25 protein-coding genes are annotated in these 18,167 nt (G+C 53.6%); all 25 read right to left on the bottom strand.

The features are described from left to right. Positions 1 to 74: 74 nt before the first annotated feature. Complete coding sequence (locus CPH65_RS08090; RefSeq protein ID WP_096173018.1) at positions 75 to 479, bottom strand: hypothetical protein; 405 nt, start codon at positions 477 to 479, stop codon at positions 75 to 77. Between the two features lie 12 nt (positions 480 to 491). Further along, positions 492 to 1,391, bottom strand: a complete 900-nt coding sequence (locus CPH65_RS08085; protein ID WP_096173017.1) for a Mu-like prophage major head subunit gpT family protein — start codon at positions 1,389 to 1,391, stop codon at positions 492 to 494. Between the two features lie 11 nt (positions 1,392 to 1,402). Beyond that, complete coding sequence (locus CPH65_RS08080) at positions 1,403 to 1,807, bottom strand: hypothetical protein (protein ID WP_096173016.1); 405 nt, start codon at positions 1,805 to 1,807, stop codon at positions 1,403 to 1,405. 2 nt (positions 1,808 to 1,809) lie between these two features. Continuing rightward, positions 1,810 to 2,820 (bottom strand): phage protease, encoded by a 1,011-nt coding sequence (locus tag CPH65_RS08075; RefSeq protein WP_096173015.1) that lies wholly within the window; start codon positions 2,818 to 2,820, stop codon positions 1,810 to 1,812. Positions 2,821 to 3,133: 313 nt separating this feature from the next. Beyond that, complete coding sequence (locus tag CPH65_RS08070; protein WP_096173014.1) at positions 3,134 to 4,318, bottom strand: phage minor head protein; 1,185 nt, start codon at positions 4,316 to 4,318, stop codon at positions 3,134 to 3,136. Between the two features lie 3 nt (positions 4,319 to 4,321). Beyond that, positions 4,322 to 5,854, bottom strand: a complete 1,533-nt coding sequence (locus CPH65_RS08065; protein ID WP_096173013.1) for a DUF935 domain-containing protein — start codon at positions 5,852 to 5,854, stop codon at positions 4,322 to 4,324. Further along, positions 5,854 to 7,548 (bottom strand): hypothetical protein, encoded by a 1,695-nt coding sequence (locus CPH65_RS08060; protein ID WP_096173012.1) that lies wholly within the window; start codon positions 7,546 to 7,548, stop codon positions 5,854 to 5,856. The genes CPH65_RS08065 and CPH65_RS08060 overlap by 1 nt, the downstream gene beginning before the upstream one ends. A 4-nt stretch (positions 7,549 to 7,552) precedes the next feature. Continuing rightward, positions 7,553 to 8,143 (bottom strand): phage protein Gp27 family protein, encoded by a 591-nt coding sequence (locus CPH65_RS08055; protein ID WP_096173011.1) that lies wholly within the window; start codon positions 8,141 to 8,143, stop codon positions 7,553 to 7,555. A 3-nt stretch (positions 8,144 to 8,146) separates the two neighbouring features. After that, positions 8,147 to 8,449: a hypothetical protein gene (locus CPH65_RS08050; RefSeq protein ID WP_096173010.1), complete on the bottom strand. Its 303-nt coding sequence runs from the start codon at positions 8,447 to 8,449 to the stop codon at positions 8,147 to 8,149. A 3-nt stretch (positions 8,450 to 8,452) separates the two neighbouring features. Next, the gene (locus CPH65_RS08045) at positions 8,453 to 8,779 is read right to left on the bottom strand and encodes a DUF2730 family protein (RefSeq protein ID WP_096173009.1); all 327 of its coding nucleotides are present in this window, start codon (positions 8,777 to 8,779) and stop codon (positions 8,453 to 8,455) included. Next, complete coding sequence (locus tag CPH65_RS08040; protein ID WP_157747564.1) at positions 8,779 to 9,357, bottom strand: hypothetical protein; 579 nt, start codon at positions 9,355 to 9,357, stop codon at positions 8,779 to 8,781. Before CPH65_RS08040 ends, CPH65_RS08045 begins: the two co-directional genes overlap by 1 nt. A gap of 170 nt (positions 9,358 to 9,527) precedes the next feature. Further along, positions 9,528 to 9,821 carry a hypothetical protein gene (locus CPH65_RS08035; RefSeq protein WP_157747563.1) on the bottom strand — a complete coding sequence of 98 codons (294 nt, stop codon included), beginning with the start codon at positions 9,819 to 9,821 and terminating at the stop codon, positions 9,528 to 9,530. Beyond that, positions 9,794 to 9,991 (bottom strand): hypothetical protein, encoded by a 198-nt coding sequence (locus CPH65_RS08030; RefSeq protein WP_096173006.1) that lies wholly within the window; start codon positions 9,989 to 9,991, stop codon positions 9,794 to 9,796. The genes CPH65_RS08035 and CPH65_RS08030 overlap by 28 nt, the downstream gene beginning before the upstream one ends. Continuing rightward, the gene (locus CPH65_RS08025; RefSeq protein ID WP_172891484.1) at positions 9,991 to 10,560 is read right to left on the bottom strand and encodes a peptidoglycan-binding protein; all 570 of its coding nucleotides are present in this window, start codon (positions 10,558 to 10,560) and stop codon (positions 9,991 to 9,993) included. Before CPH65_RS08025 ends, CPH65_RS08030 begins: the two co-directional genes overlap by 1 nt. A gap of 104 nt (positions 10,561 to 10,664) precedes the next feature. Continuing rightward, complete coding sequence (locus CPH65_RS08020; protein ID WP_096173004.1) at positions 10,665 to 11,078, bottom strand: hypothetical protein; 414 nt, start codon at positions 11,076 to 11,078, stop codon at positions 10,665 to 10,667. After that, complete coding sequence (locus CPH65_RS08015; RefSeq protein ID WP_096173003.1) at positions 11,075 to 11,704, bottom strand: regulatory protein GemA; 630 nt, start codon at positions 11,702 to 11,704, stop codon at positions 11,075 to 11,077. The genes CPH65_RS08020 and CPH65_RS08015 overlap by 4 nt, the downstream gene beginning before the upstream one ends. 437 nt (positions 11,705 to 12,141) lie before the next feature. Further along, the gene (locus tag CPH65_RS08000) at positions 12,142 to 12,390 is read right to left on the bottom strand and encodes a hypothetical protein (RefSeq protein WP_157747562.1); all 249 of its coding nucleotides are present in this window, start codon (positions 12,388 to 12,390) and stop codon (positions 12,142 to 12,144) included. 6 nt (positions 12,391 to 12,396) lie between these two features. Then, entirely contained in the window at positions 12,397 to 13,020 is a 624-nt protein-coding gene (locus CPH65_RS07995) for a DUF3164 family protein (RefSeq protein ID WP_096172999.1), read from the bottom strand. Further along, positions 13,017 to 13,343 carry a hypothetical protein gene (locus tag CPH65_RS07990; protein WP_096172998.1) on the bottom strand — a complete coding sequence of 109 codons (327 nt, stop codon included), beginning with the start codon at positions 13,341 to 13,343 and terminating at the stop codon, positions 13,017 to 13,019. Before CPH65_RS07990 ends, CPH65_RS07995 begins: the two co-directional genes overlap by 4 nt. Position 13,344: 1 nt before the next feature. Next, a complete protein-coding gene (locus CPH65_RS07985; protein ID WP_096172997.1) occupies positions 13,345 to 14,367 on the bottom strand; it encodes an AAA family ATPase in 1,023 nt (340 codons plus the stop codon). 67 nt (positions 14,368 to 14,434) lie between these two features. Further along, positions 14,435 to 16,000: a transposase domain-containing protein gene (locus CPH65_RS07980; protein ID WP_244574570.1), complete on the bottom strand. Its 1,566-nt coding sequence runs from the start codon at positions 15,998 to 16,000 to the stop codon at positions 14,435 to 14,437. Then, positions 15,951 to 16,358 carry a DNA-binding protein gene (locus CPH65_RS24490; protein ID WP_244574569.1) on the bottom strand — a complete coding sequence of 136 codons (408 nt, stop codon included), beginning with the start codon at positions 16,356 to 16,358 and terminating at the stop codon, positions 15,951 to 15,953. The genes CPH65_RS07980 and CPH65_RS24490 overlap by 50 nt, the downstream gene beginning before the upstream one ends. Continuing rightward, a complete protein-coding gene (locus CPH65_RS07975; protein WP_096172996.1) occupies positions 16,355 to 16,819 on the bottom strand; it encodes a hypothetical protein in 465 nt (154 codons plus the stop codon). Before CPH65_RS07975 ends, CPH65_RS24490 begins: the two co-directional genes overlap by 4 nt. Beyond that, on the bottom strand, positions 16,816 to 17,673 hold the full coding sequence (locus CPH65_RS07970; protein WP_096172995.1) for a ParB N-terminal domain-containing protein: 858 nt from the start codon (positions 17,671 to 17,673) through the stop codon (positions 16,816 to 16,818). The genes CPH65_RS07975 and CPH65_RS07970 overlap by 4 nt, the downstream gene beginning before the upstream one ends. Continuing rightward, positions 17,673 to 18,020 carry a hypothetical protein gene (locus CPH65_RS07965; RefSeq protein WP_096172994.1) on the bottom strand — a complete coding sequence of 116 codons (348 nt, stop codon included), beginning with the start codon at positions 18,018 to 18,020 and terminating at the stop codon, positions 17,673 to 17,675. Before CPH65_RS07965 ends, CPH65_RS07970 begins: the two co-directional genes overlap by 1 nt. Positions 18,021 to 18,167: the final 147 nt, after the last annotated feature.

The raw sequence follows: 18,167 nt of genomic DNA, 5'->3' as shown, positions 1-18,167 counted from the left end.
GGAAAAGTGGGAGGGCCAAACCAGCAACGACCCTCCCATTTAAGCGCACGAGAAGTGCACCCATAGCGAACTGATCAGCCTTGAATGAGAGCCGCCAGTTGCGCCTTCTGCTCGTCGGTCATTTGATCAAGCGCCGCCTCGATCTCATCCGATGAAGCTTTCCAGCCGAGCGCCTTTTCAAGCTCATCAACGCGAGGCTTGCCCGCCTTGGTAAAGTCAGCCGATGGCATGTTGAGCGCGGCCACCTGAATGGCTGCGATCACTTCGGCCACACTTTCCGGTCGGGCCAATGGTTCATTGGACAGCTCGGCGACCCCGTCCAACTCTTTAACCAGCAGCTCTTGGTCATCGTTCAACTGATTGATTTGCTCTTTGGAAAGCTTGTCCAGATCAAGCAGCTTGGGCTTGCCCTGAACAAAGTGCATCCCCGCACGCCAATGCGTGCGGGAGGTGACAATGGAGATCTGTTTGATTGGCATCTGTTTGATCTCCTATTTCAGCCAAGGTGAGACGAGGATCTCAATGGATTTGTACCAAACGTTATCTTCGCCATTCGCAAGGCGCTCTTTGGCGATCAGCGCACGCGCCTTCGCTTCATTGGATGGACCAACGACCAAGAGATTTGGCAAAACCCCCAGCTTATCGCCTTCATCATTTTCAAGGGACAGCATAGCAAGGCGAGCAGCCTCATAATTCGCCGCATTCAATTCAGCCTTGGAGCCGAAAGCTGTCTGCCAGAACGCAAACCCGCCATTGGCGCGGGCTTTGACGCCATAGAGATACTCATCGCGCATAAAGACACGCTCAGACGTATCGCCATCGGTCAGAGAGTTGAATTCAGGCTCTTGGCGCATCTGAAGAATGAAAGGCTTCAAAGCCTGATTGGTATCAAGCAGGAACCAAGGATTGCCCGTACCTGCCTGCATATTTGAAACGGTGGTGAAGTTGCCATTTTCTTTACTGCCCACCGGATGGTCAGCATCAAAGAATTTTTGACCATCAAAACAAACGGCTTCAAAACCCAAAGGCATTAGTGGCCAGACAAGGCGGTCTTTCCACTGCGCGGCCGCAATACCCATCGCTTTGAAGCGCGGAGTATAAATGCCGTATTTGTCATCGTTGATATCATCGGCATTGATCGCAACAGTGCTTTCGAATTTCTTGTTGCCCAGACGGTAACTCTCGCCTTCAAGCTGCTTGATCTTGCGATCACCGATCCATTCACGAAGAGCGGGCCAGTCCTTGAGCCAAGCATAGGTATTCTCGGACCCAGTCGAGGGCACGACATCGGCGACTTTGTCATAACTCGTCTTAACGCCGCTGAAACCGCCTTCGTAGGCAGCACTGAAGCCCGTCCCGAGGTCGCTCAGGTTTACACCAGTAATTTCCATGTTTCAGGTTCCTAGTTGAATTCAACCCAGACGCCGGTATCGTCCAGATCGCGGACAATTCCCGCCTCGGATCGAGCGCTTGTGTTGGATGAAGATGAAACCGTCTCGCTATCGACGATGTAGCAAGACGCGTTAAGGTGGGCACGCGTGACCGGATCGGCGACGTCATTCTCGAAGCGATAAAGCTCCTTGCCGCGCATGGTGGAGACGGTCTTGGCACCATCGGCACCTTTCGAATTGTCGACACTTGAGTGCGCCAACCCGGCAACGGTCAGGCCAGCCGCTTCGTGACCTTCCTGCGCAAAGCCGGTGCCGTCGATGACAACCAAACGACCACCACCAATGCTGACCGCCGCTTTAACCGGGTGGGCGTAATCATCGCCCTTGCGCCGGGAAACCTTTTTGGCCTCAGACATGATCAAGCCTCCTTATCATTGAGGCGATCGAGATAGGCTTTATCGGAAAGCCCCATCTGTTTGGCGATCTGCTTCTGATTGACAGACAGAGTTTCGACCTTGCCCGCTTGGGGCGTCTTCTTGTCGAGATCAGTCTGCTGGGTAATGGCAAGCTTGCCGGTGGTGCCCATCAAGGCTTTGAACTGGTCAAGCCCTTTGCGGGTGGCGCATGCTTCAAGGTGGTAATCCTTGGATGCGGGAGCGACCTTTTGATCCTTGATCGCTTCATCGACTGCGGCTTCGGCTTCAAGTTTGAGCTTGTCCGCCTCACCAGCTTGCAGAGTATCGAGCTTAGACTTGACCTGCTCATAGTCAGCCTTCGGAACGAAGTTCGATTGATCGAACTGCGCAGCCTTCTCGGCTTCCGCTTGCAGCACCGCAATGGCACTGATCACGGCGTCGTCGGAGGCTTCATCCGCAAGCTTGAGCTTTTGGCAAAGCGCGACGCGTTTGTCACCTTTCATGGCAACCTCGCTGTTTTCGGGTTTTGGAGTGGTGGGTTGTTTGCTGTTAAGCGCAGCAGAACGAAGGAAGGGACTGTGAACCAGTCCGGCAGAGCTGAGGCCAACGACATGAACTTGAACACCGGGCACGGCATCTTGGTCGAGCAGCAAGGCCGGAGAAAAATATCGATACTCACGAGCCGCGATCATCTCACGCGCTTTGGCCGTCCAATCGACCCGAGCCCAGACGGCACCCTTGCGTTCTTCAAGAGCGGAGATCCAGCCAGCAGCCGGAACAGGTTTCTTGGCTTCAAGATCAACCTCGCTCAAATGCTCGTAATCAAAAATAAGGTCGATGCCGTCGGCTGCAAATTGGGCAACAATCAGCTCAGGCCGATCATTGATAAAGACACGATCATCGCGGCCAGTGATGGTCCCGGCCGGGATCACTTCGACCCACTCGGGAACTTGTGCGTCGGCACCGAGCTGAAGGGCACAATGCGTGCGGAATATGTGAGCTGTCTGGTTCATGCCTGAATGCTGACAGCCCAAAGCTCAAAAAAGCCGGTAACAGATGTTACAGGCTCAAACCGACGCGATTTGCAAATGGAGGGGGAGGAATGCCGTTGAAATCGAATTTGAAGGGCTTTTGAAGGCCTTCGAAAGCTATTCCAAGTCCAACCGGGCCGACGATACCATTTTAGGGGCGTCGGCGCTCAGGGGGCTAATCTGGGCGAAACTCATTTTAAAGGAAACCCGGTCGCATGCGGTTGGCAGACCGCCTTGCCATTCGAGGGCAACGAGCCACTGTACGACCGGTTCCCTAATCATAAGCTCTATCGCCCTAAAAATCAATCAACACATGGTTATCTCGAAACCGCTGCACATAGCCCGAGCTGGTTCTGAAGAATGTCGCGATATAGAAATATCCGTCTTTGGACCGCTGCAAAGCGACTGCCCACCATACACCATCAACACGATGAAACACCGTCGTGTCTCGTCGTCCCTTTCTCTGATAGGCCTCACCAAATTCCAACACGTCCTGAACGTTGACAAACGCACTTGCCTCAACAGCCATGTGTTTGCCCACCTTGACTGAGACGGTATCGGACGAAACAACAACAAGAGGTGTCTTGCCATCAAGCTTGCCTTGCCATTTGGGCACATAGGCCACCGGCAAGTGAACGCGCTCTGACATTTGGCTATAGGCCTCGGGCGCTCTTGATTGCCAAAATTCCTTGATAATGGCTTTGGGCAAGGCCGGAGTGATTGCCCCGGCATTCTCCAGTTTCAGATTAAGATTATCGACCAGTGTTTGAGCGCGGTTCTTGCCGGGGTTGCCATGCCAACCGAATGACACACCTTTCGGGATGCTGACTGTCTCACCGGTTCGCGGGTTGGTTTCCTCAACCATCTCGATTTCCGGTCGCTCACTCTCGCCGCCAAGCTTGTTAGCCCGGTAACGCGTAATCTGCTCTATCCAGCATTTGCACATCCAGCCGTTCGGTGGGAACCAAGCATCCCAGAACGGGTCATCGACTGGCAGGATCACACCGGCCTTCGACGCATGGTGGGGGCGGTGGCGTTCAGACGGCCCCAACCGATAGGCAAAATAGGGCAACGCTTTCTTGGTGCGTTGAGCACGTTCCCAAAGCCCCGCCGCGCGTGCGCTGCGCGTGTTCGCCCAGTAGATGGTCTTAAGCCTTCGGGGGCTGCCCAACTGCGCAATGATGGTCTCACCAGTCTTTGGATCGATCATCTCCTTTTTGCCCCACCACCCCTCTTTGGCAAGGTGCGGTGCAATCTCTTTTGCCCATGCCTTGAACGGCGTGCCGTCTGTCAGAGCCTTGTTGAGCGACGCATGTGTGTCGATCAACAAATCCAACTTGGTCATCTTGGCGATGGTGAAAGCGAAAGCATGCTCGCGTGGACTGACATCTCGCCAATGAAACGAGGGCTTGATGCCCTTGCCGCTTAGATAGCGGGTCACCTCCTTGGAAGGTGCATTGCGGATCCTGAAATCTGCCACAGCCTAACCTTTGTCATCCCCAAAGGCGTGCGCCTTCTGGCCCGCATCAACAATCGCCTGAGACATTGCTTCGTCATCCATGGTGCTCACCAGTTCGGCCAACCCGGCGATAAATTCCTCTTTCGACCCCGCGCTCTTTGCAAGCAATTGGATCGGCTCAATCATAGGGCCGAGCTGCTCTTCCCATGCATCAAGCTCCTCAAGGCCAATATCGTCAAACTCGATCGAAGGTTTTTTCCTTGCCAGCGCCACTTGGCGATTGAGCTTTTCCGCTTTCGTGGTGCTTCCCGGCGACTTCAAAAGCACGGCGTTTTTGTCGGGATCAGAAAAGCTGATCCGTTCGCGGACCTCTGCCATGCTAACCTCAAGGCCAAGCGGCACCAAATTCTCAAGCGTCTCAGACATAAGCTTGAGGTCTTCGGGCACGCTGATCGGAAGCGTGAATTTCGGATAACGGTCTTGCTGACCAAAGTTGATATCGACAAAGGGACGGATCACATCGCGGTTGATCGTAGCGGCAAGCTGCCGGGCGTCGGACTGCTGGATATCGATCCGCACCTCATTGTGCACTTGGGCTTGCGCAAGGCTTGATCCATCATCGGTCGTCATGGTTTGGCCAAGGACGCCCTTCGAGATTTGCTTGTCGAGATACTCAGCAAATTTTTCAAAGACAGAGTCGCCACCTCGCGACGGGTTGGAAATGAATTCGATATCCATATTCTTGTCGATGATGCCCGCCGCGTCATTGGCGATCCCAACAACCGCCCGCAACAATGTAGCCCGGTCCTCATAGCTGGACGCCTTGTCGTACTTGCCAATCCGTAACGGCATGCCGAACACTTCATTGTAACCAGCCCAACCGCGCAAGGTGAACGACTTCAGCATATAGGCCCAAGCGGCAACGCGAGCGAGCCCGGTGCGGATCTGCAATCCTGATTTTAGCCGTGGCATATGGACAATGAATTTTCCGGCCATCAATTCTTCGCCGTCCACGTCGCCGTCAACCTTCAGCCGCAAGGTCTTGCGCTGCTCTTTGGCAAACATGAACAAGCGTGGATCAAGCCATGTGAACACGCTCGGCATCAGATACTTTCCATTGATGCTCCAAGTCTGTTCAATGACAGCATAGCCCTTGCCCAAGGCGTCGAGTGCATCGTCCAACATGTCATAGAACTGGGGTTGCTCGATGAGCTGCTCCACCGCGGCGCCAATCTCAGACGCCTTTGGACCTTCCCCGCCATGTTCAATGACGGGCTCTATTGAGCTGACAGCCCGTTTGCGACTTCCCAGAACGGCCGCATAATGGGCGTCCTCTTCTTCCATGAGTTCCGCCATTTTGAGGAACTCGTCGGGCTGTCCGTTGGCGGCAGAGGCCAAAATGCGCTTGAGCCTTTGCGGCGTAATCTCACTCGAAAAGCTCTCTGTGAACTTTGACGTGAAATTGCGCACCGGCACCGTGTCGCTCGCCAGCGCCTTTTTCTCCACGCGCATCGGCTTGCCATAGAGGTCGTAAATAACCGCCTGTTGTTCCGCCATTACCAAAGCCCTCTCATTTTGCCAAAGACAGACGACCGCCCGAAGATTGTGCCCCTCGGGCTGTCGTCGTCGTCAGAATGCAATTTCCCTTCAGCGCTCAATGACGAGACCGACTGATAGCTATATTCCGCAATGTCCTGAAAGCTCACCCAATAGGCCAGCATCGATGCCAGCGCATAGTCACCGTGCCGCATGTGCCCGTCGGTTCCCTTAAAGCGAAAGTCCTGTGGCACCTTGATGATGCCGTCAACATAGGCAAGCGCCTGATGGTCCTTGACGATATCCTCGTCGGCCGGAAGCAGGTTCGATCGAACCGATCCAAAGGACTCGATATAGGCAGGTGTGTTTTCCTTGTACCAGCTTTGAGAGAAATGAACCTCAACGGCATTTGATCCATATTTTTGAGCGGCCTTCTCTGCGAGATAAGCACCGTTGCCGGTCGCATCCCACGCACCGCCAGAAAAGCGAGGCAAGCGGTCAACGATGAAGTAAACAATGTCGCGCTGTTCTTCGAACGGGATATTGCGCAACTCGACACCAAGGCGGCTTTGCCGGGTCAGGTCGCGATTGATTGATTTGATATCGATGCAAGAGGCATCGCCCTTGCGCGCAAAATCCTGCCCCAACACATGCCGCAAATATGGGTCGAGCTTTTGCAGATGTGGCAGGAGTTGGGTTTCGCAAAACGCATCGACCGTGGCCTTGCGATAGGCGTCGGGCTTATCCCGGAAATTGTCCGGCTGCTCCCAACGAACAACCGGGATGCCCTTGACCATACAATGCTCGATTTGCACGCGGCTCAGAGCCTGCCCTTCGCTCTCGGCGGCAATCGCATCCAGCTCCTGACGCATGGACGCTTTGCGTGACCCATAAGCGCCCCGGATCTTGGCTTCCCATTCGTCCTCGGCCTCTTGGCTCCAGACTTTGCCCTTGATCATACAGACACGTTTATACAGCCCGTTTCGGATGGCATCGGCAAAAGCATATTTGTGAATTGACCAGGTGTTGGTCTTTCCCTTGGAGCGCTCTGCCTTGGCCTCTTGGATCAGTTCATTAAAGGCATTCAGAACCCCGTTATGGGTCGAGATTATTCGGATCTTGCCGCCCCAGATCAACAGGGCGTTGACCGCATCAATGACCTCACGCACATCGTTGTGGAACGCTGCTTCGTCAATAACGACAACACCCTGAAGGCCGCGAATGTTGGCGGGGCGGGAGGATAGAGCCTCGGCACGAAAACCGGATTTGAAGCGAATGACATAAGTGGCAATGGCGCGGCTGTTGCCATTCTCATCGATGTCGAAAAACACACCGTCTTCGATATCGACCATTTCCTTTTGCACGGTCCGCGCAAAATGGGCGACATAGCCGATAAACTCGCGGCCCTTGTCTTTGGTATCGCCTATATAAAAAACATTTTGCCCGCCAGCGGCAACGTCGGCTGCTGCGATCAGCGTATCGTCGAGCGCTTCTGCAAAAGTGATCCCCGTGCGTCGGCCCTTCTCGCAAATCTTGAGATCGTTGTCATCTTCAAGCCAAGTCTTTTGATGCTCCATCAAAATCCCGTCGGCAAAAGGATCCAGATCATTTGGAATTTCAGCGCCACGCGGCAAGTCGTCAGAGAGGTTCTTGTCATCGCGGGCAAGGACGGGATTACCGGCAACGCGATCAGGATCTTGCTGTTCGGTCAGCATTGGCTCACTTTCTCAGGCCGAGGAAGTCACGGCGCAATTGTGCGACCTGACCTGAAGACAGCCCTGCCGACTTGGAAGCTTTGTCGATGATTTCTTCAGTCTTGGCGTCGAAGTCCTTTTGCATCTCCTTGCGCAGACGGTTCGAAACATTCTCCGCCTGCATGACAGACTTGAGGGCGTTGGACAGCTCCAACGCGTTTTTGGGCGTTAGCTTGCCTTCACCCGAGCTGGTCAGAATTTCGAATGTGAGCGTTTTGAGAAACTCGATAAGGACTTGATCTTGCTTGGCCGCATCTTGCGGATTGAGTTCCTTGTGCAACGAACTCATAATCAACTGGTTCTCGCGCTTCCGGCGCTGCTCGCGGGCCAATCTCAAAGTGTAGCGATTGAAGGTACTGGAGGTCACCGGTTCAAGCGGTTCATCCAATACGCCGGACCTGTTTAGCTCGTCGATTTTCTGATTGAGATCCGCAAGAATATCGACCTGAGTGCGGTCATGTTTTCCAAGCTCCTCGATGGCCCATTCAATCAGGTAGTCGGCCTCATCGGGCCAAAGATCAATCGACGAGAGCCGCCCGCGTCCTTTTCTAGCCATGGGTTATTCCCCCAGGCGTGGACGTCTCACACCCTCCAATGCGATCTTGCGGTCAACATGGTCTTGTCCCGTCTGCGTCAGTTCGGCCACCAGCACAGACCCGACGTCTTCAAGTTTGACGGCTCGTGCGGTCTGCTCAAGATAGCGCAATTGGTTCCGAACATAGGCGGCTGTAGAAGGCTGCCCGAATTGCTCAAGAACCATTTCGAGAATGGTCGTATTGGCGCGATTGTCGACCTGATTGGCCAACTCCTTGAGGATGACCAACCGAGAGACGGAGTCGGAAAAATCAGCATAGGATGACATTATTCAGCTCCCTTTGGCCCGAAGCCAATCGTCGATATTTTGGGTGGTGCGGCGAACCGTTTTGACAATTTCCTCAGTCATGGAAACCGTGCCGCGCAGTTCGGAAAGAGAAAGCTGCAACGCCGTGAAATCATCCTTGGAAGGCACATGTTCAAGCTGCGTTTCAACCCGTCCAACGCGCCGCTCCAAGCCCTGTATTTCCTGCTCTTGTTCATGCAGTTTGTCGGAGTTGTCTTTGCTCGGTTGCCGCCAGATGGCGAAGGCAACAAGAAAGATGCTGAGTGCGCCGCTGGCTGACCCAATTGACCATGACAATTCTTGGAGTGTCATTATTGCCCCTCACACCAGCTCTTGGATTTTCTGAGGCTGTCTTTACCCGGCTTATTGATCCCATACGGATCGGCTATTCTCGGGCGAACGCGCAACAACTCATCATCGAGCCGTTGCCAACCAGTCGCGGTTTCGCGTTCGACAATGCCAACATGGCGGCCACCATATTTATCAAATTGAAGATCCCGAACGCGAAACTGCATTCCCACCGGATAGCGTTTTTCGACAAAGGCTTTGGCGATCTGTCCAAGCGCCAACTCATCGGCTTTCATGGCGTCCGTTCGGCAACCTGATCGCCTGATCTCGGGGGTATCAACTCCGGCCACCCGCAGGCCGGTCATGAGGATTTGTCCCGGCGCGGTGTGGATCTCTGCGTTGATTGTGTCGCCATCATAAACGCCAACTTCGGTCACGTAAGCGATATATGGACCGGGATAGATTTTGGGGGCCTCGCCAGCCTCTGCTCTGCTCATGATCATCATGAAGCAAGCAAAATAGAGAACAAACACAAGGATGACCAAGGCAACCCATGCAAGATAATTGATGATTTCAAATAAGGAGATTTTAGCTTTTGTCATCTTGCCCTCTCGCAAGTTTTCCATATTTCTCCGGATCACAGACCCGAAGCCATTTTCTATTGTGCCGTTTCAACTCGACAACCGTCTGCCTCGTGTCTTCTGCGCTCCAACTCAGCGGCTCAAAGGCAGAGCAAATGACAGACGGCAGACGGTCCTTGTTTTCTTGAGTTTTAATGCTGGCTAGGGCCATCTCGAATTCTGTCGGCTTGCCGCTTGTATCCGTCATCATTGAGCAGCCCGTCAGGATTGGCATGCAACTCAGCATCAAATTCATGCCCCGCCTGTATCGCCGCATTCATCTGCTCCGTGATCCGAATGATCAAGTTCAACAAAAGCTTCTGTTGAGCAGCCTTGTTGCTTTCCTGCTTCGCCGCGTAACGCGCGCCCGTCGCAATCAATTGAAGGGCAGCCCAAAGAACTTTGAAGAAAGCGACCACTAGCCCACTTTTTTGCTGGTGTACCAAGTCCGCCAGACCACAATCGCAGCAGACGAAACGGCTGAGGTTGTCGCGACGATTTTAGCCTGCAAAGCAGGATCAATATCGAGACCAAATACGGTCCCAAGACCGGCTGCGGCACCGAGAATAGCGGTCCAGTTGATCTTGGATGCAAATGCGGGTTTGACGTCGTTCATTAGAGGCTCCTTTCAAAAGCCGGGATCAATTTTTTCAGGGTGGGATAATTGACAATGCCGGTGACGGGCAGCTTCACGCTTGCCTGAAAACCCCTGACGGCCTTGTCTGTGATCTGGCCAAAATGGCCATCCACTTCCAAAGGTTCAGGAGACACGAGGTTGAGAAGCCGCTGGCAATTAACAACGGCCTGTCCACTCAGCCCAAGTGAAGGACCGTATTTGCTTGTAGAGAGTTGGAAATGAACGCTGTCCCAGCCCCAATCGCCACCCCATTTCAGCTTCACACCAAATTCCGATGCCGCCTGTTTCATGGAGATTTGGATAGTCTGATAGAGACTTAGGGGCTCCCAAAGGATCTCAGCCCCATCCGGTGACGTCGCATGTAGATCGTCGGCAATGCCAATCAGATGAGTGGACGCCAGCGTTTTGGACGCGCCTCGCTCTAGGTTTCTGACTTGATCCTCAAGTGACCGAATACCGTTGGTCACCTGAAAGGGCTGCTCGCAAATCTGTGCGGCGCGAAGGGTGATTGCAGCCAACAGCGGATTGACGCTTGAAAGCTCGCGCATCGATGTCGAATTGAAGGGAGGATTGTGCATGCAGGTTACCTCTGTTGATGCACCTAGAATGCGCCAACAAGGCAACAAAAAAGCCGGTAACAAATGTTACCAGCTCAATGACTGAACAAATCCATTTGACCACGGTCGGGTGGTTTTTCCTTCGATCTTCTTAGCACAGTCAATCGAGAGACGCCAACCTCGCGAGCAATCACATCGTGCGAGCGGCCTTCTGCCAGCAAGCTGTCAATGCGCTTGCGAATAATCTCATGCCGAGACTTCAAGCCGAGCGGCACATCCATGTAGTAGCCAATAGAACGCCCCTCTGGCGTTATCACGCGATAGAAGTCGCATATCTGTTTGGCCTTTTTCAAGCCAACCAGGTCAGTCAACCAATGTCCCTCAGGCTGAACATACGCGGGGATCTGAACACGGCTTCCACCATAGTTCTGTGCGAGCTCGATCGCATCCATGGCGTCACCCGTGATATCGGCAATCTCTTGCAATACGATAGGAAGCGAGCTGCTCATGGTGTCTCCCTACGGACCAGCTTGCCCAGAAGGTTTTGCAGTTCGATCCAGTCAGACGCCTCGAAGGCATCAAGATCGCTATGACCAAAAAGGGATGCGCAATTGATGATCAGGATGCCTTTTGCTGTTGAGATGCCATCGGTCCTATTTGCAAGAATGCTGGCCTGAGCAATAGCGACTTGGTACCGAGCATCTTGCATATGGTCGGGCATCCAACGTTCGACGTTCCATTCAACACCAGCCTCCCGCCGCATCCAGCTCTTGAGCGCTTCGATCGCCTTCGTGGCGTCTTCAGGATATTGTAGAAAGCGCGTGTGATCGATCCCGGTCTGCCGCTTTACAAATGCCAACAAGGCGCTGTCTTTGCGATCGCGGACAATCCCCAAATTCCAAGCGGCAATCCAGAGCGCTTGAAGCTTGGGAGCAAATTTGCCTTCCAGCTTTTTCTTCCCGTTGGTCTTGGAAAATCCCATTCTACGCAGCTCGCCCAAGACCGCCTCATGCTGCTTTGAGGTCATGACCTTCAAAGAGCGTTTTCCGGTCTGTCGCTGATAGAGATCGCGTGCGTCTTCTTCGGCAATGCCCAACTGCTTGAGCCCGACGTGGATTGCTGGAATTGCACTCATCGTTTTGTCTCCAATTCCAAAAGCTGCGTCGTCAAATCCTGAATGCGAGTGACCAGAGCGACACGCTTGTGAGAGTGTTTCGATTGCTTTTCAATGCGGGTTTGAAGCGCCGCTCGCTGTGCCTCGATTTCGGCACGCGCTTGCCAGACGAAAAGGTCATTTGACTGAGTTTCCCGTCTGGCATTCATTTCATTCACCCGGTGGCAAATCGATTTTGTATTGCAGCCCTTGAGAAGTCAGGCTCCAAAGCCCGACACCTGTACGTTTCACCAATTCCTTTCTATTCAGCCGAGACAGGCAGTCAGTTGCCTGCTTGGTGGTCTTGCCCAGCTCCCAAGCTATGGTCGAGACACGGCTGCACGTTTCAGCGCCACAAGCGACATTTCTGCGCTGCATGATCTTGAGACAGTTGATTTGCAATTCAGTCAGGAGAGGCATCAGTTGAGCTCCCCTCTTTGAACGGCGCTCAACCGGTCGAATGTCCCCGATAAGCCTCGAAGCCAATTCGCAACCATCGCCGGTGTAAGCGTTTCGGAAAGACCAAACAAAGCGGTGGTACAAACCAATTGCAGCAAAACCGCCTGCTCGGTCGCACCGTCAGCCCGATCGACAATCCCTTTCACACCGTCAGCGACGATGCGGGTCATCTCGTCGCCTGCCATTTGTTCTAAATTGGGTTCCATCATTTCACCTCACGCATTTACGGCATCAAGAGGAATTGAGGAGAATTTCTCATCTTGGTTCCGGCGTTCGGATATCCGGACATAGCGTTTCGTACTGGTGGCTCGCGTGGAATCGTTGATAGCCCGCATGGCCTTTCTCCACCGCTCATCTGTGAACTCGTACTGATGCAGCTCCATCACGTTTGAAACTGTAATTTCGCCTTTCTTGTTAAGGCGAAACGCTCGTTCAACGATCGTCATGAGCTGCGGATTGGCGTTCTCCGTCCACTCGCGCAAACATTCCTCAATCAGCTCTCTTGCTGCAATCAGCTCAGGCCCGAAGCCAATCGTTTCAGCAACGACCAACTCAATTCGCTTGGAACCATCAAAGCTGGTGAGCGTCACATTCCCTTTTCTGCCCCCCCTTTTTTTGTCGCCATAACTGCTCACCAGCAAATCAACAAACCCATCAATCTCGCTGATCGCGTTCTCCCGAAATGAAGAGAGTGCTTCGTTTAGTGGTTTGGCTCTTTCTATGAGCTTGTTCACCAGTTCATCTTCGAGCAAATGCTGCGCTCTGATATTGCTTTCGTGGACAAGGTCTCCCTTGGCGTTCAGCATGAAACCTTCGGGTATCTGGATTTGATCCGTCATGACTGTCTTCCTTTCTCAAAGCTCGGAAAAACGATATTGCAGGTGTCGATTTCATCCTCGCCGACAGCCTCCTCAAGCAATTCACAAATGAAGTCGTCGAGAACGCCCGCCGCAGCGGCGTCTTGTTCTGCGATACGGTGGACCGCCAACTCCCGTTCCATGTTGGCAACTGCACGGCTAATGACTTCCAGCCTGTCACGCAGGATCCTCGACCGGTCAACGGTCAAATAGAACCCATGCTCATTGGTGTTTTCTGCGACCAATCCGCGGATCTGGCCGATTTCAAACGTGACGGGTGAGGTCCTTTTCAAAGCAGCGGGCATATCAAAGGCCCTCCACATCACGATTGGCCCAAGCGCGCTTGACTAACTCAGCCGTCACAGGCTTGCCTTCGCCATTCGCGGTCATGGTTGCGAGTTTCAGGGTTTTGTCGATCTGCCCAAGCGCACCCTCTTTTCGACCAATCCCGACAAGCACCCGACGAACATCGGGATCAGTGACACCCCAACCGTCCAAGATCATTTCAATGTCCTCAGCCATGGGCTCGCTCTTACGAACTCGCTTGCCAATGCGGCGCTTGAGCTGCGCAAAGGATGGCCCGTCGGTACGCTTTGCAAAGCGGGTGTAAATCTCATCGTTGCCGACCAGAGCGAGGCCGCATTGATAGTTGTCGACAAAGTGCCTGAGCTGATTGATGGCATCGTCGACAAGGTTCTGAGCCTCGTCCACAATCAGCAGGGTTCCGCCTCCCGATTTTTTCAGTCGGGAACCGATGGCCCGAACAAGTCTCGCGGGGTTGTGCTGGATGATATCAAGCTCCGTCGCCAACTCCACAAGCATGCCGTGGACAGTCTTTGTGTGCGGAGAAGCGGTCACCATCCAAACGTTAGGGCGAGTGCGAGCATAGTGAAGGCAAGCCGCCGTTTTGCCAGTTCCAGCGGCGGCGGTAACCGTCACAAAATCAGGCATGAGCTGGGCGAACTGCAATGCTCCGATGATCTCACGCGCCGTTGGCGTGAACACGAAGTCCGGCCCTGTCGGCACCGTCAACGCCAGTTCGTCCATTTCCTCTATCGAGGACAGCCATTTCCGAACTTTGGCGTTATTGGTATCCAGCCGTCCCGTGTACTTGCCCGAATACCATTGGCTAAAGGTTCCCATCGCCATATCGATCCGGCGAGCAACATCGCTTTTCGTCCAGTTTTTCTGGGGCGCGATATCGAAAACCTTCCTTACAAGGGTCTTCCATTCATCAAGATCAGCGGAACTGCGACCGGGGCTATTGCCGTCGATCTCTGGAGCACTTGTTGGGAGTTCCCAGTCCCTTGCGGTTTGCGTCTGTGTCATCTATATTCCCTTTGTCTTTTACTTTTTGGGCGGGTCTTCCCGCCCTATTTTTTTGGTCAACGCAAAACTAGCGACCACTCTTCCCATTCTCGGGAAATTCCAGAACGTTCCCTTCCAAGGCGTTTATGGCTTTGGAGAAAGCGGCTTCGTTTTCAGCATCCCATTCAACCCGCTCAGCGGGCACACTTAAGCCATTGCCAACCGCCAACTGTTTGAAGCGGGGCGGCTCTGCCTCAGGGGTGGGAATTGTCTTTTGTGAGCCGTACAAATCGGCCAACGTTTCAGGCGAAAGCTCAGCGTGCAGCTTCTTGCCCTCGCGAATGTTTTTCATCAGTGCATTACGCTTGGCGGCATGATCACGGGCAGCTTGACTATCAAAGAAGCCGGTATCAGCGATGCATTCGGCAACGCAGATCAGACGGTCTTTGTGGTCATAGACGTGCATCGGCTTTGTTAGCTGATCGGGATCAAAGCGAACCGTGACCGGCTGGCCAGCATGAGCGTTCAATTCGCGCGACCAGTAACGGTTGCCAAACAGATGGATTTCGCCCGAACCCTTTTGGGCGCGGATACGCTCACCAGCCATAAGCCAGAGTGCGCGCTGCGCGTTCGTAGGCCACTTGATCAAAGTGGTCGGTTCGGCAAGACTCTCACTGAATGTCTGGTCGAAACTCCTGCCTTTGGCGTTTCCGCTCTCGCGGCCGATCCGGGAGTTATGTTCTGCAATCATTCGCTCGACATGAACGGCAAAATCTTGGAAGGGAACGGCACGGTCGCCATAGTTCTCGGGCTTTGCTTCTGGTCGATTGCCTGTATAGGCACCAGCGCAAAACGGATGCTTGGAAATGTCGTCACAGAGATCGCGAAAAGCACGTTCAATCGGTTTGGACTGCCCCGAATATGGCGTTGCCCAAACCACCTCAACGCCAAGTGCTGTTAGCAGGCCTTGAGGATCTTCATCCCGAACCTTGAACCGGTATCGATTAGGCGTCCCGCCGCTGATCCATTTGGAAGCAAAGGCGCGACCGTTATCGAGCAAAATCTTGTCAGGTATTCCATGCCGCTCGACCATATCGCCGATAACAAGACGAACCACGTCTTTGCTTTCAGATTGGGACAATCGCCATGCAACCATTTTGCCTGAATAGAGGTCTTGTAGAGCGATCAAGTGAACGCGGACTGGCCCCTCATTCTCACCCATCTTGACGAAAACATCGAACCGGTGTCCGTCCATATTGACCGCTTGCATGGCATGTAGTCCGGACCGATCTCGCCGTTGTGCCGGGTAAAGCGTCTTTGCCTTCTCACGGCCCTTGCGTGCCAGAGTGACAACGGCTTCTGACACTTCATCTTTGAGGCGACGGCGAAGGCTTTGCGCGTTTGGAATTGGCTCCCATCCATGAGCAGGAGCGGCGTCTTTTATGCGGCGATAGCAGGCTGAGAAAGAAGGCTTCTCTGGGCGCAAATAATCGCTCTTTAGCGCGGCCCATGCATCAGGATGGCACTCTGAAAATTGAGCGGTTGGCTTATAGCCGTCAGCCAAGGCAGGCAGTCGGTCAGACCGTTCCACATTCGCAGTCTTATTACGCCATGCCCTCACGCTTCTGCGCAACGCTGAACTTGTTGGCTGCATATGATGTGGCTGCGGTCTCGGTCATGCCCCCTTTGATCAGCTGGTCGACGGCATCGACCACTTTCAAACGGCGTTCACAGGCTTCTTTTCGGGCTTTCGAAAGCCCTTCAAAATGCTGCCACGACTCGTTTCGATCTTTGGGCTTTTCAACTGGTTCAGAACTCACCGCCAAACGAGTGCGAACAATCTCAGGCAACAGGTCCAAATGGTATTCCCACCCACCACCGCGACCGGCACGTTTTTGCGCCTTTCCAGTTTGTTTGCGCCATCCCTGCCGTGCGGCAAGTTGATTAATGTAGCGCAGACTGGATCCGTGCATTTCGGCTATCTCGGCGGCGGTAAAGAATTTCTGCGTCACTTGGCTCTCCAGTCCCCAATTTGCACCGGGCGAACCTGCAATTTGCGCAGCTCTGCATTGATGCTTTTGCGTTCTTGTTGGAGGCGGGCTATTTCAGCGAGGCGAGGCTCTTCACCCTCAAGAATGGTCAATCCATCCTGAGACAAGATCAAATCCCAAAGCCAAGTGGCATCGGTTGCCCGCACGAAGGCGGCAAAGCGCACAAGGCTAATGTCGTGGGTCTCTTTGCTCTCTGCCGTATAAGCGTCCAGAGTGGTCTTGCTAAGCTTTTCAAGGCCAAGATGCTGGGCCATGCGCAAAGCAATTGTCCGGCGATCATAGCCGCTCTCACGGATCGCCTGCGACATGGCCCGCTTGATACGTGCACGGAACCGGTCTAGGTCGACTGGCCCGTCTTTGAAGCGCGTTTCAAATACCGGCTTTTTGAAAAAATCTAGTTGATCGGGACAGTCCTTGCTCATGATGACATGTGCCCCTCTTGGGGGTTGTCAGCAGGGCTTGCGATCAGTGCCGCATGGGACAAAAACTTTGCCCGCGCCTCCGGTTTTGCCCTCTCCCATGCACCGATAAGCGCTGAGAGTTGTTGCATGACCGGATCTGGTTTTGGCGCGGGTGGCTCAAGAGCCTCCAAAGACTTTACAAAATCACTTGTTTCTTTGAAGGCACGGGGAAACTTTTTCAGTTTCTCAGGAGGTATTTTCGCCAGTTTCAAAAGCTGGCTCTGATTGTCGGCAATCGGGCTGTTTGCAATGGCTTTGCGCACCGACTTAGGAAGTTTTTGCGAGATCTTGCTTAGTCTCTCGATTGACCTTGACGAAACCCCCAATCGATCAGCACAAACAGCCGAAAATCCCTTTTGGGCTTCTGCTTCCAACAAGCCAACAGGGCTTTCAGAAAACTCCGACAACTTGTCGGAGTTTTTTGGACGACCGCCTTTTGGATTGATGACGCCGTGCACCTTTTCCCATGCTTCACGATATGTTTCGACGAAGATGGCCCGGTCCATGACTGACAGATCATTGCGGAAGAGGTTTTCTTCGATCTCGAGGATGATCGCCTCGTCTTTGTCCGCCTTCACAACAAGGGCGTCGATCTCTTCGCCTTCGCCAAGAAGTTCGACCGCGCGATATCGATGCGCACCAGCCACCAGCGTATAGGGGCGCTCGCCATTGGGCGTAATCCGCACGGTGATCGGATTGAACTGACCATGCTGGACAATGGAAGCCTGAATAGCCAATGCGTGATCGTCGTCGACCATACGCAGGCGTTCAGGAACAACGATATCGGCGATTACCAGCGTCTTGAAATCAGACATCACGCTGCCTCCGCCAGTTTATCGAGATAAAGATCCTTTGCCCGGCTCGCCCATAGACGATATTGCGCGGCGAAGTCCTCATCGTCGAGACGGTTATCAATGGTTCTGATTGAGGCATTGAGGGCCGTGCGGCGAACTTCAATCAACTTGCCGATCCGAGTGCGCACAAGGCCGAACTCGTGAACCAACAAGTGCAACACGATCTGACGGGCAAGATAGGCATCAAACTCACCATGGTTCGGCGAAATAATCCGCTCCACTGGAATGTGATTGAAACTCTCTTTGACCACCGCAATACAAACGCGGAAGGACAATTCATAAAGCTCGTCCTCATTCAATCGGTTCATGATCTGGGCTCCTTTACGCAAACTGAAAGCTGTCTATTTCGAAAGTGACTTTTGGCCTTGGCGCGGCATGGGAAATGCGCTGGAATGAAACGGCGATCACGGACGACCGGCGCACCCTTCAGGGACACGAAAGTGAAGGCCGAGAGC

The sequence above is a fragment of the Cohaesibacter sp. ES.047 genome (assembly GCF_900215505.1).
In the GTDB taxonomy this organism is placed as follows: domain Bacteria; phylum Pseudomonadota; class Alphaproteobacteria; order Rhizobiales; family Cohaesibacteraceae; genus Cohaesibacter.
Note: the sequence above shows the minus strand (reverse complement) of the source record. Positions and strands in the feature narration are given on the sequence as shown.

Excerpts from the sequence above, each read along its gene's own strand:
- CPH65_RS07990 (WP_096172998.1), bottom strand. The coding sequence starts at position 13,343 with ATGCCCGCTGCTTTGAAAAGGACCTCACCCGTCACGTTTGAAATCGGC.
- CPH65_RS07965 (WP_096172994.1), bottom strand. The coding sequence starts at position 18,020 with ATGAACCGATTGAATGAGGACGAGCTTTATGAATTGTCCTTCCGCGTT.
- CPH65_RS07975 (WP_096172996.1), bottom strand. The coding sequence starts at position 16,819 with ATGAGCAAGGACTGTCCCGATCAACTAGATTTTTTCAAAAAGCCGGTA.
- CPH65_RS08040 (WP_157747564.1), bottom strand. The coding sequence starts at position 9,357 with ATGACAAAAGCTAAAATCTCCTTATTTGAAATCATCAATTATCTTGCA.
- CPH65_RS07970 (WP_096172995.1), bottom strand. The coding sequence starts at position 17,673 with ATGTCTGATTTCAAGACGCTGGTAATCGCCGATATCGTTGTTCCTGAA.
- CPH65_RS08025 (WP_172891484.1), bottom strand. The coding sequence starts at position 10,560 with ATGCGCGAGCTTTCAAGCGTCAATCCGCTGTTGGCTGCAATCACCCTT.
- CPH65_RS08080 (WP_096173016.1), bottom strand. The coding sequence starts at position 1,807 with ATGTCTGAGGCCAAAAAGGTTTCCCGGCGCAAGGGCGATGATTACGCC.
- CPH65_RS08085 (WP_096173017.1), bottom strand. The coding sequence starts at position 1,391 with ATGGAAATTACTGGTGTAAACCTGAGCGACCTCGGGACGGGCTTCAGT.
- CPH65_RS07985 (WP_096172997.1), bottom strand. The coding sequence starts at position 14,367 with ATGACACAGACGCAAACCGCAAGGGACTGGGAACTCCCAACAAGTGCT.
- CPH65_RS08060 (WP_096173012.1), bottom strand. The coding sequence starts at position 7,548 with ATGCTGACCGAACAGCAAGATCCTGATCGCGTTGCCGGTAATCCCGTC.
- CPH65_RS08090 (WP_096173018.1), bottom strand. The coding sequence starts at position 479 with ATGCCAATCAAACAGATCTCCATTGTCACCTCCCGCACGCATTGGCGT.
- CPH65_RS08045 (WP_096173009.1), bottom strand. The coding sequence starts at position 8,779 with ATGACACTCCAAGAATTGTCATGGTCAATTGGGTCAGCCAGCGGCGCA.
- CPH65_RS08055 (WP_096173011.1), bottom strand. The coding sequence starts at position 8,143 with ATGGCTAGAAAAGGACGCGGGCGGCTCTCGTCGATTGATCTTTGGCCC.
- CPH65_RS08020 (WP_096173004.1), bottom strand. The coding sequence starts at position 11,078 with ATGAGCAGCTCGCTTCCTATCGTATTGCAAGAGATTGCCGATATCACG.
- CPH65_RS07995 (WP_096172999.1), bottom strand. The coding sequence starts at position 13,020 with ATGACGGATCAAATCCAGATACCCGAAGGTTTCATGCTGAACGCCAAG.
- CPH65_RS08000 (WP_157747562.1), bottom strand. The coding sequence starts at position 12,390 with ATGATGGAACCCAATTTAGAACAAATGGCAGGCGACGAGATGACCCGC.
- CPH65_RS08050 (WP_096173010.1), bottom strand. The coding sequence starts at position 8,449 with ATGTCATCCTATGCTGATTTTTCCGACTCCGTCTCTCGGTTGGTCATC.
- CPH65_RS08065 (WP_096173013.1), bottom strand. The coding sequence starts at position 5,854 with ATGGCGGAACAACAGGCGGTTATTTACGACCTCTATGGCAAGCCGATG.
- CPH65_RS08075 (WP_096173015.1), bottom strand. The coding sequence starts at position 2,820 with ATGAACCAGACAGCTCACATATTCCGCACGCATTGTGCCCTTCAGCTC.
- CPH65_RS08015 (WP_096173003.1), bottom strand. The coding sequence starts at position 11,704 with ATGAGTGCAATTCCAGCAATCCACGTCGGGCTCAAGCAGTTGGGCATT.
- CPH65_RS08030 (WP_096173006.1), bottom strand. The coding sequence starts at position 9,991 with ATGAACGACGTCAAACCCGCATTTGCATCCAAGATCAACTGGACCGCT.
- CPH65_RS07980 (WP_244574570.1), bottom strand. The coding sequence starts at position 16,000 with ATGCAGCCAACAAGTTCAGCGTTGCGCAGAAGCGTGAGGGCATGGCGT.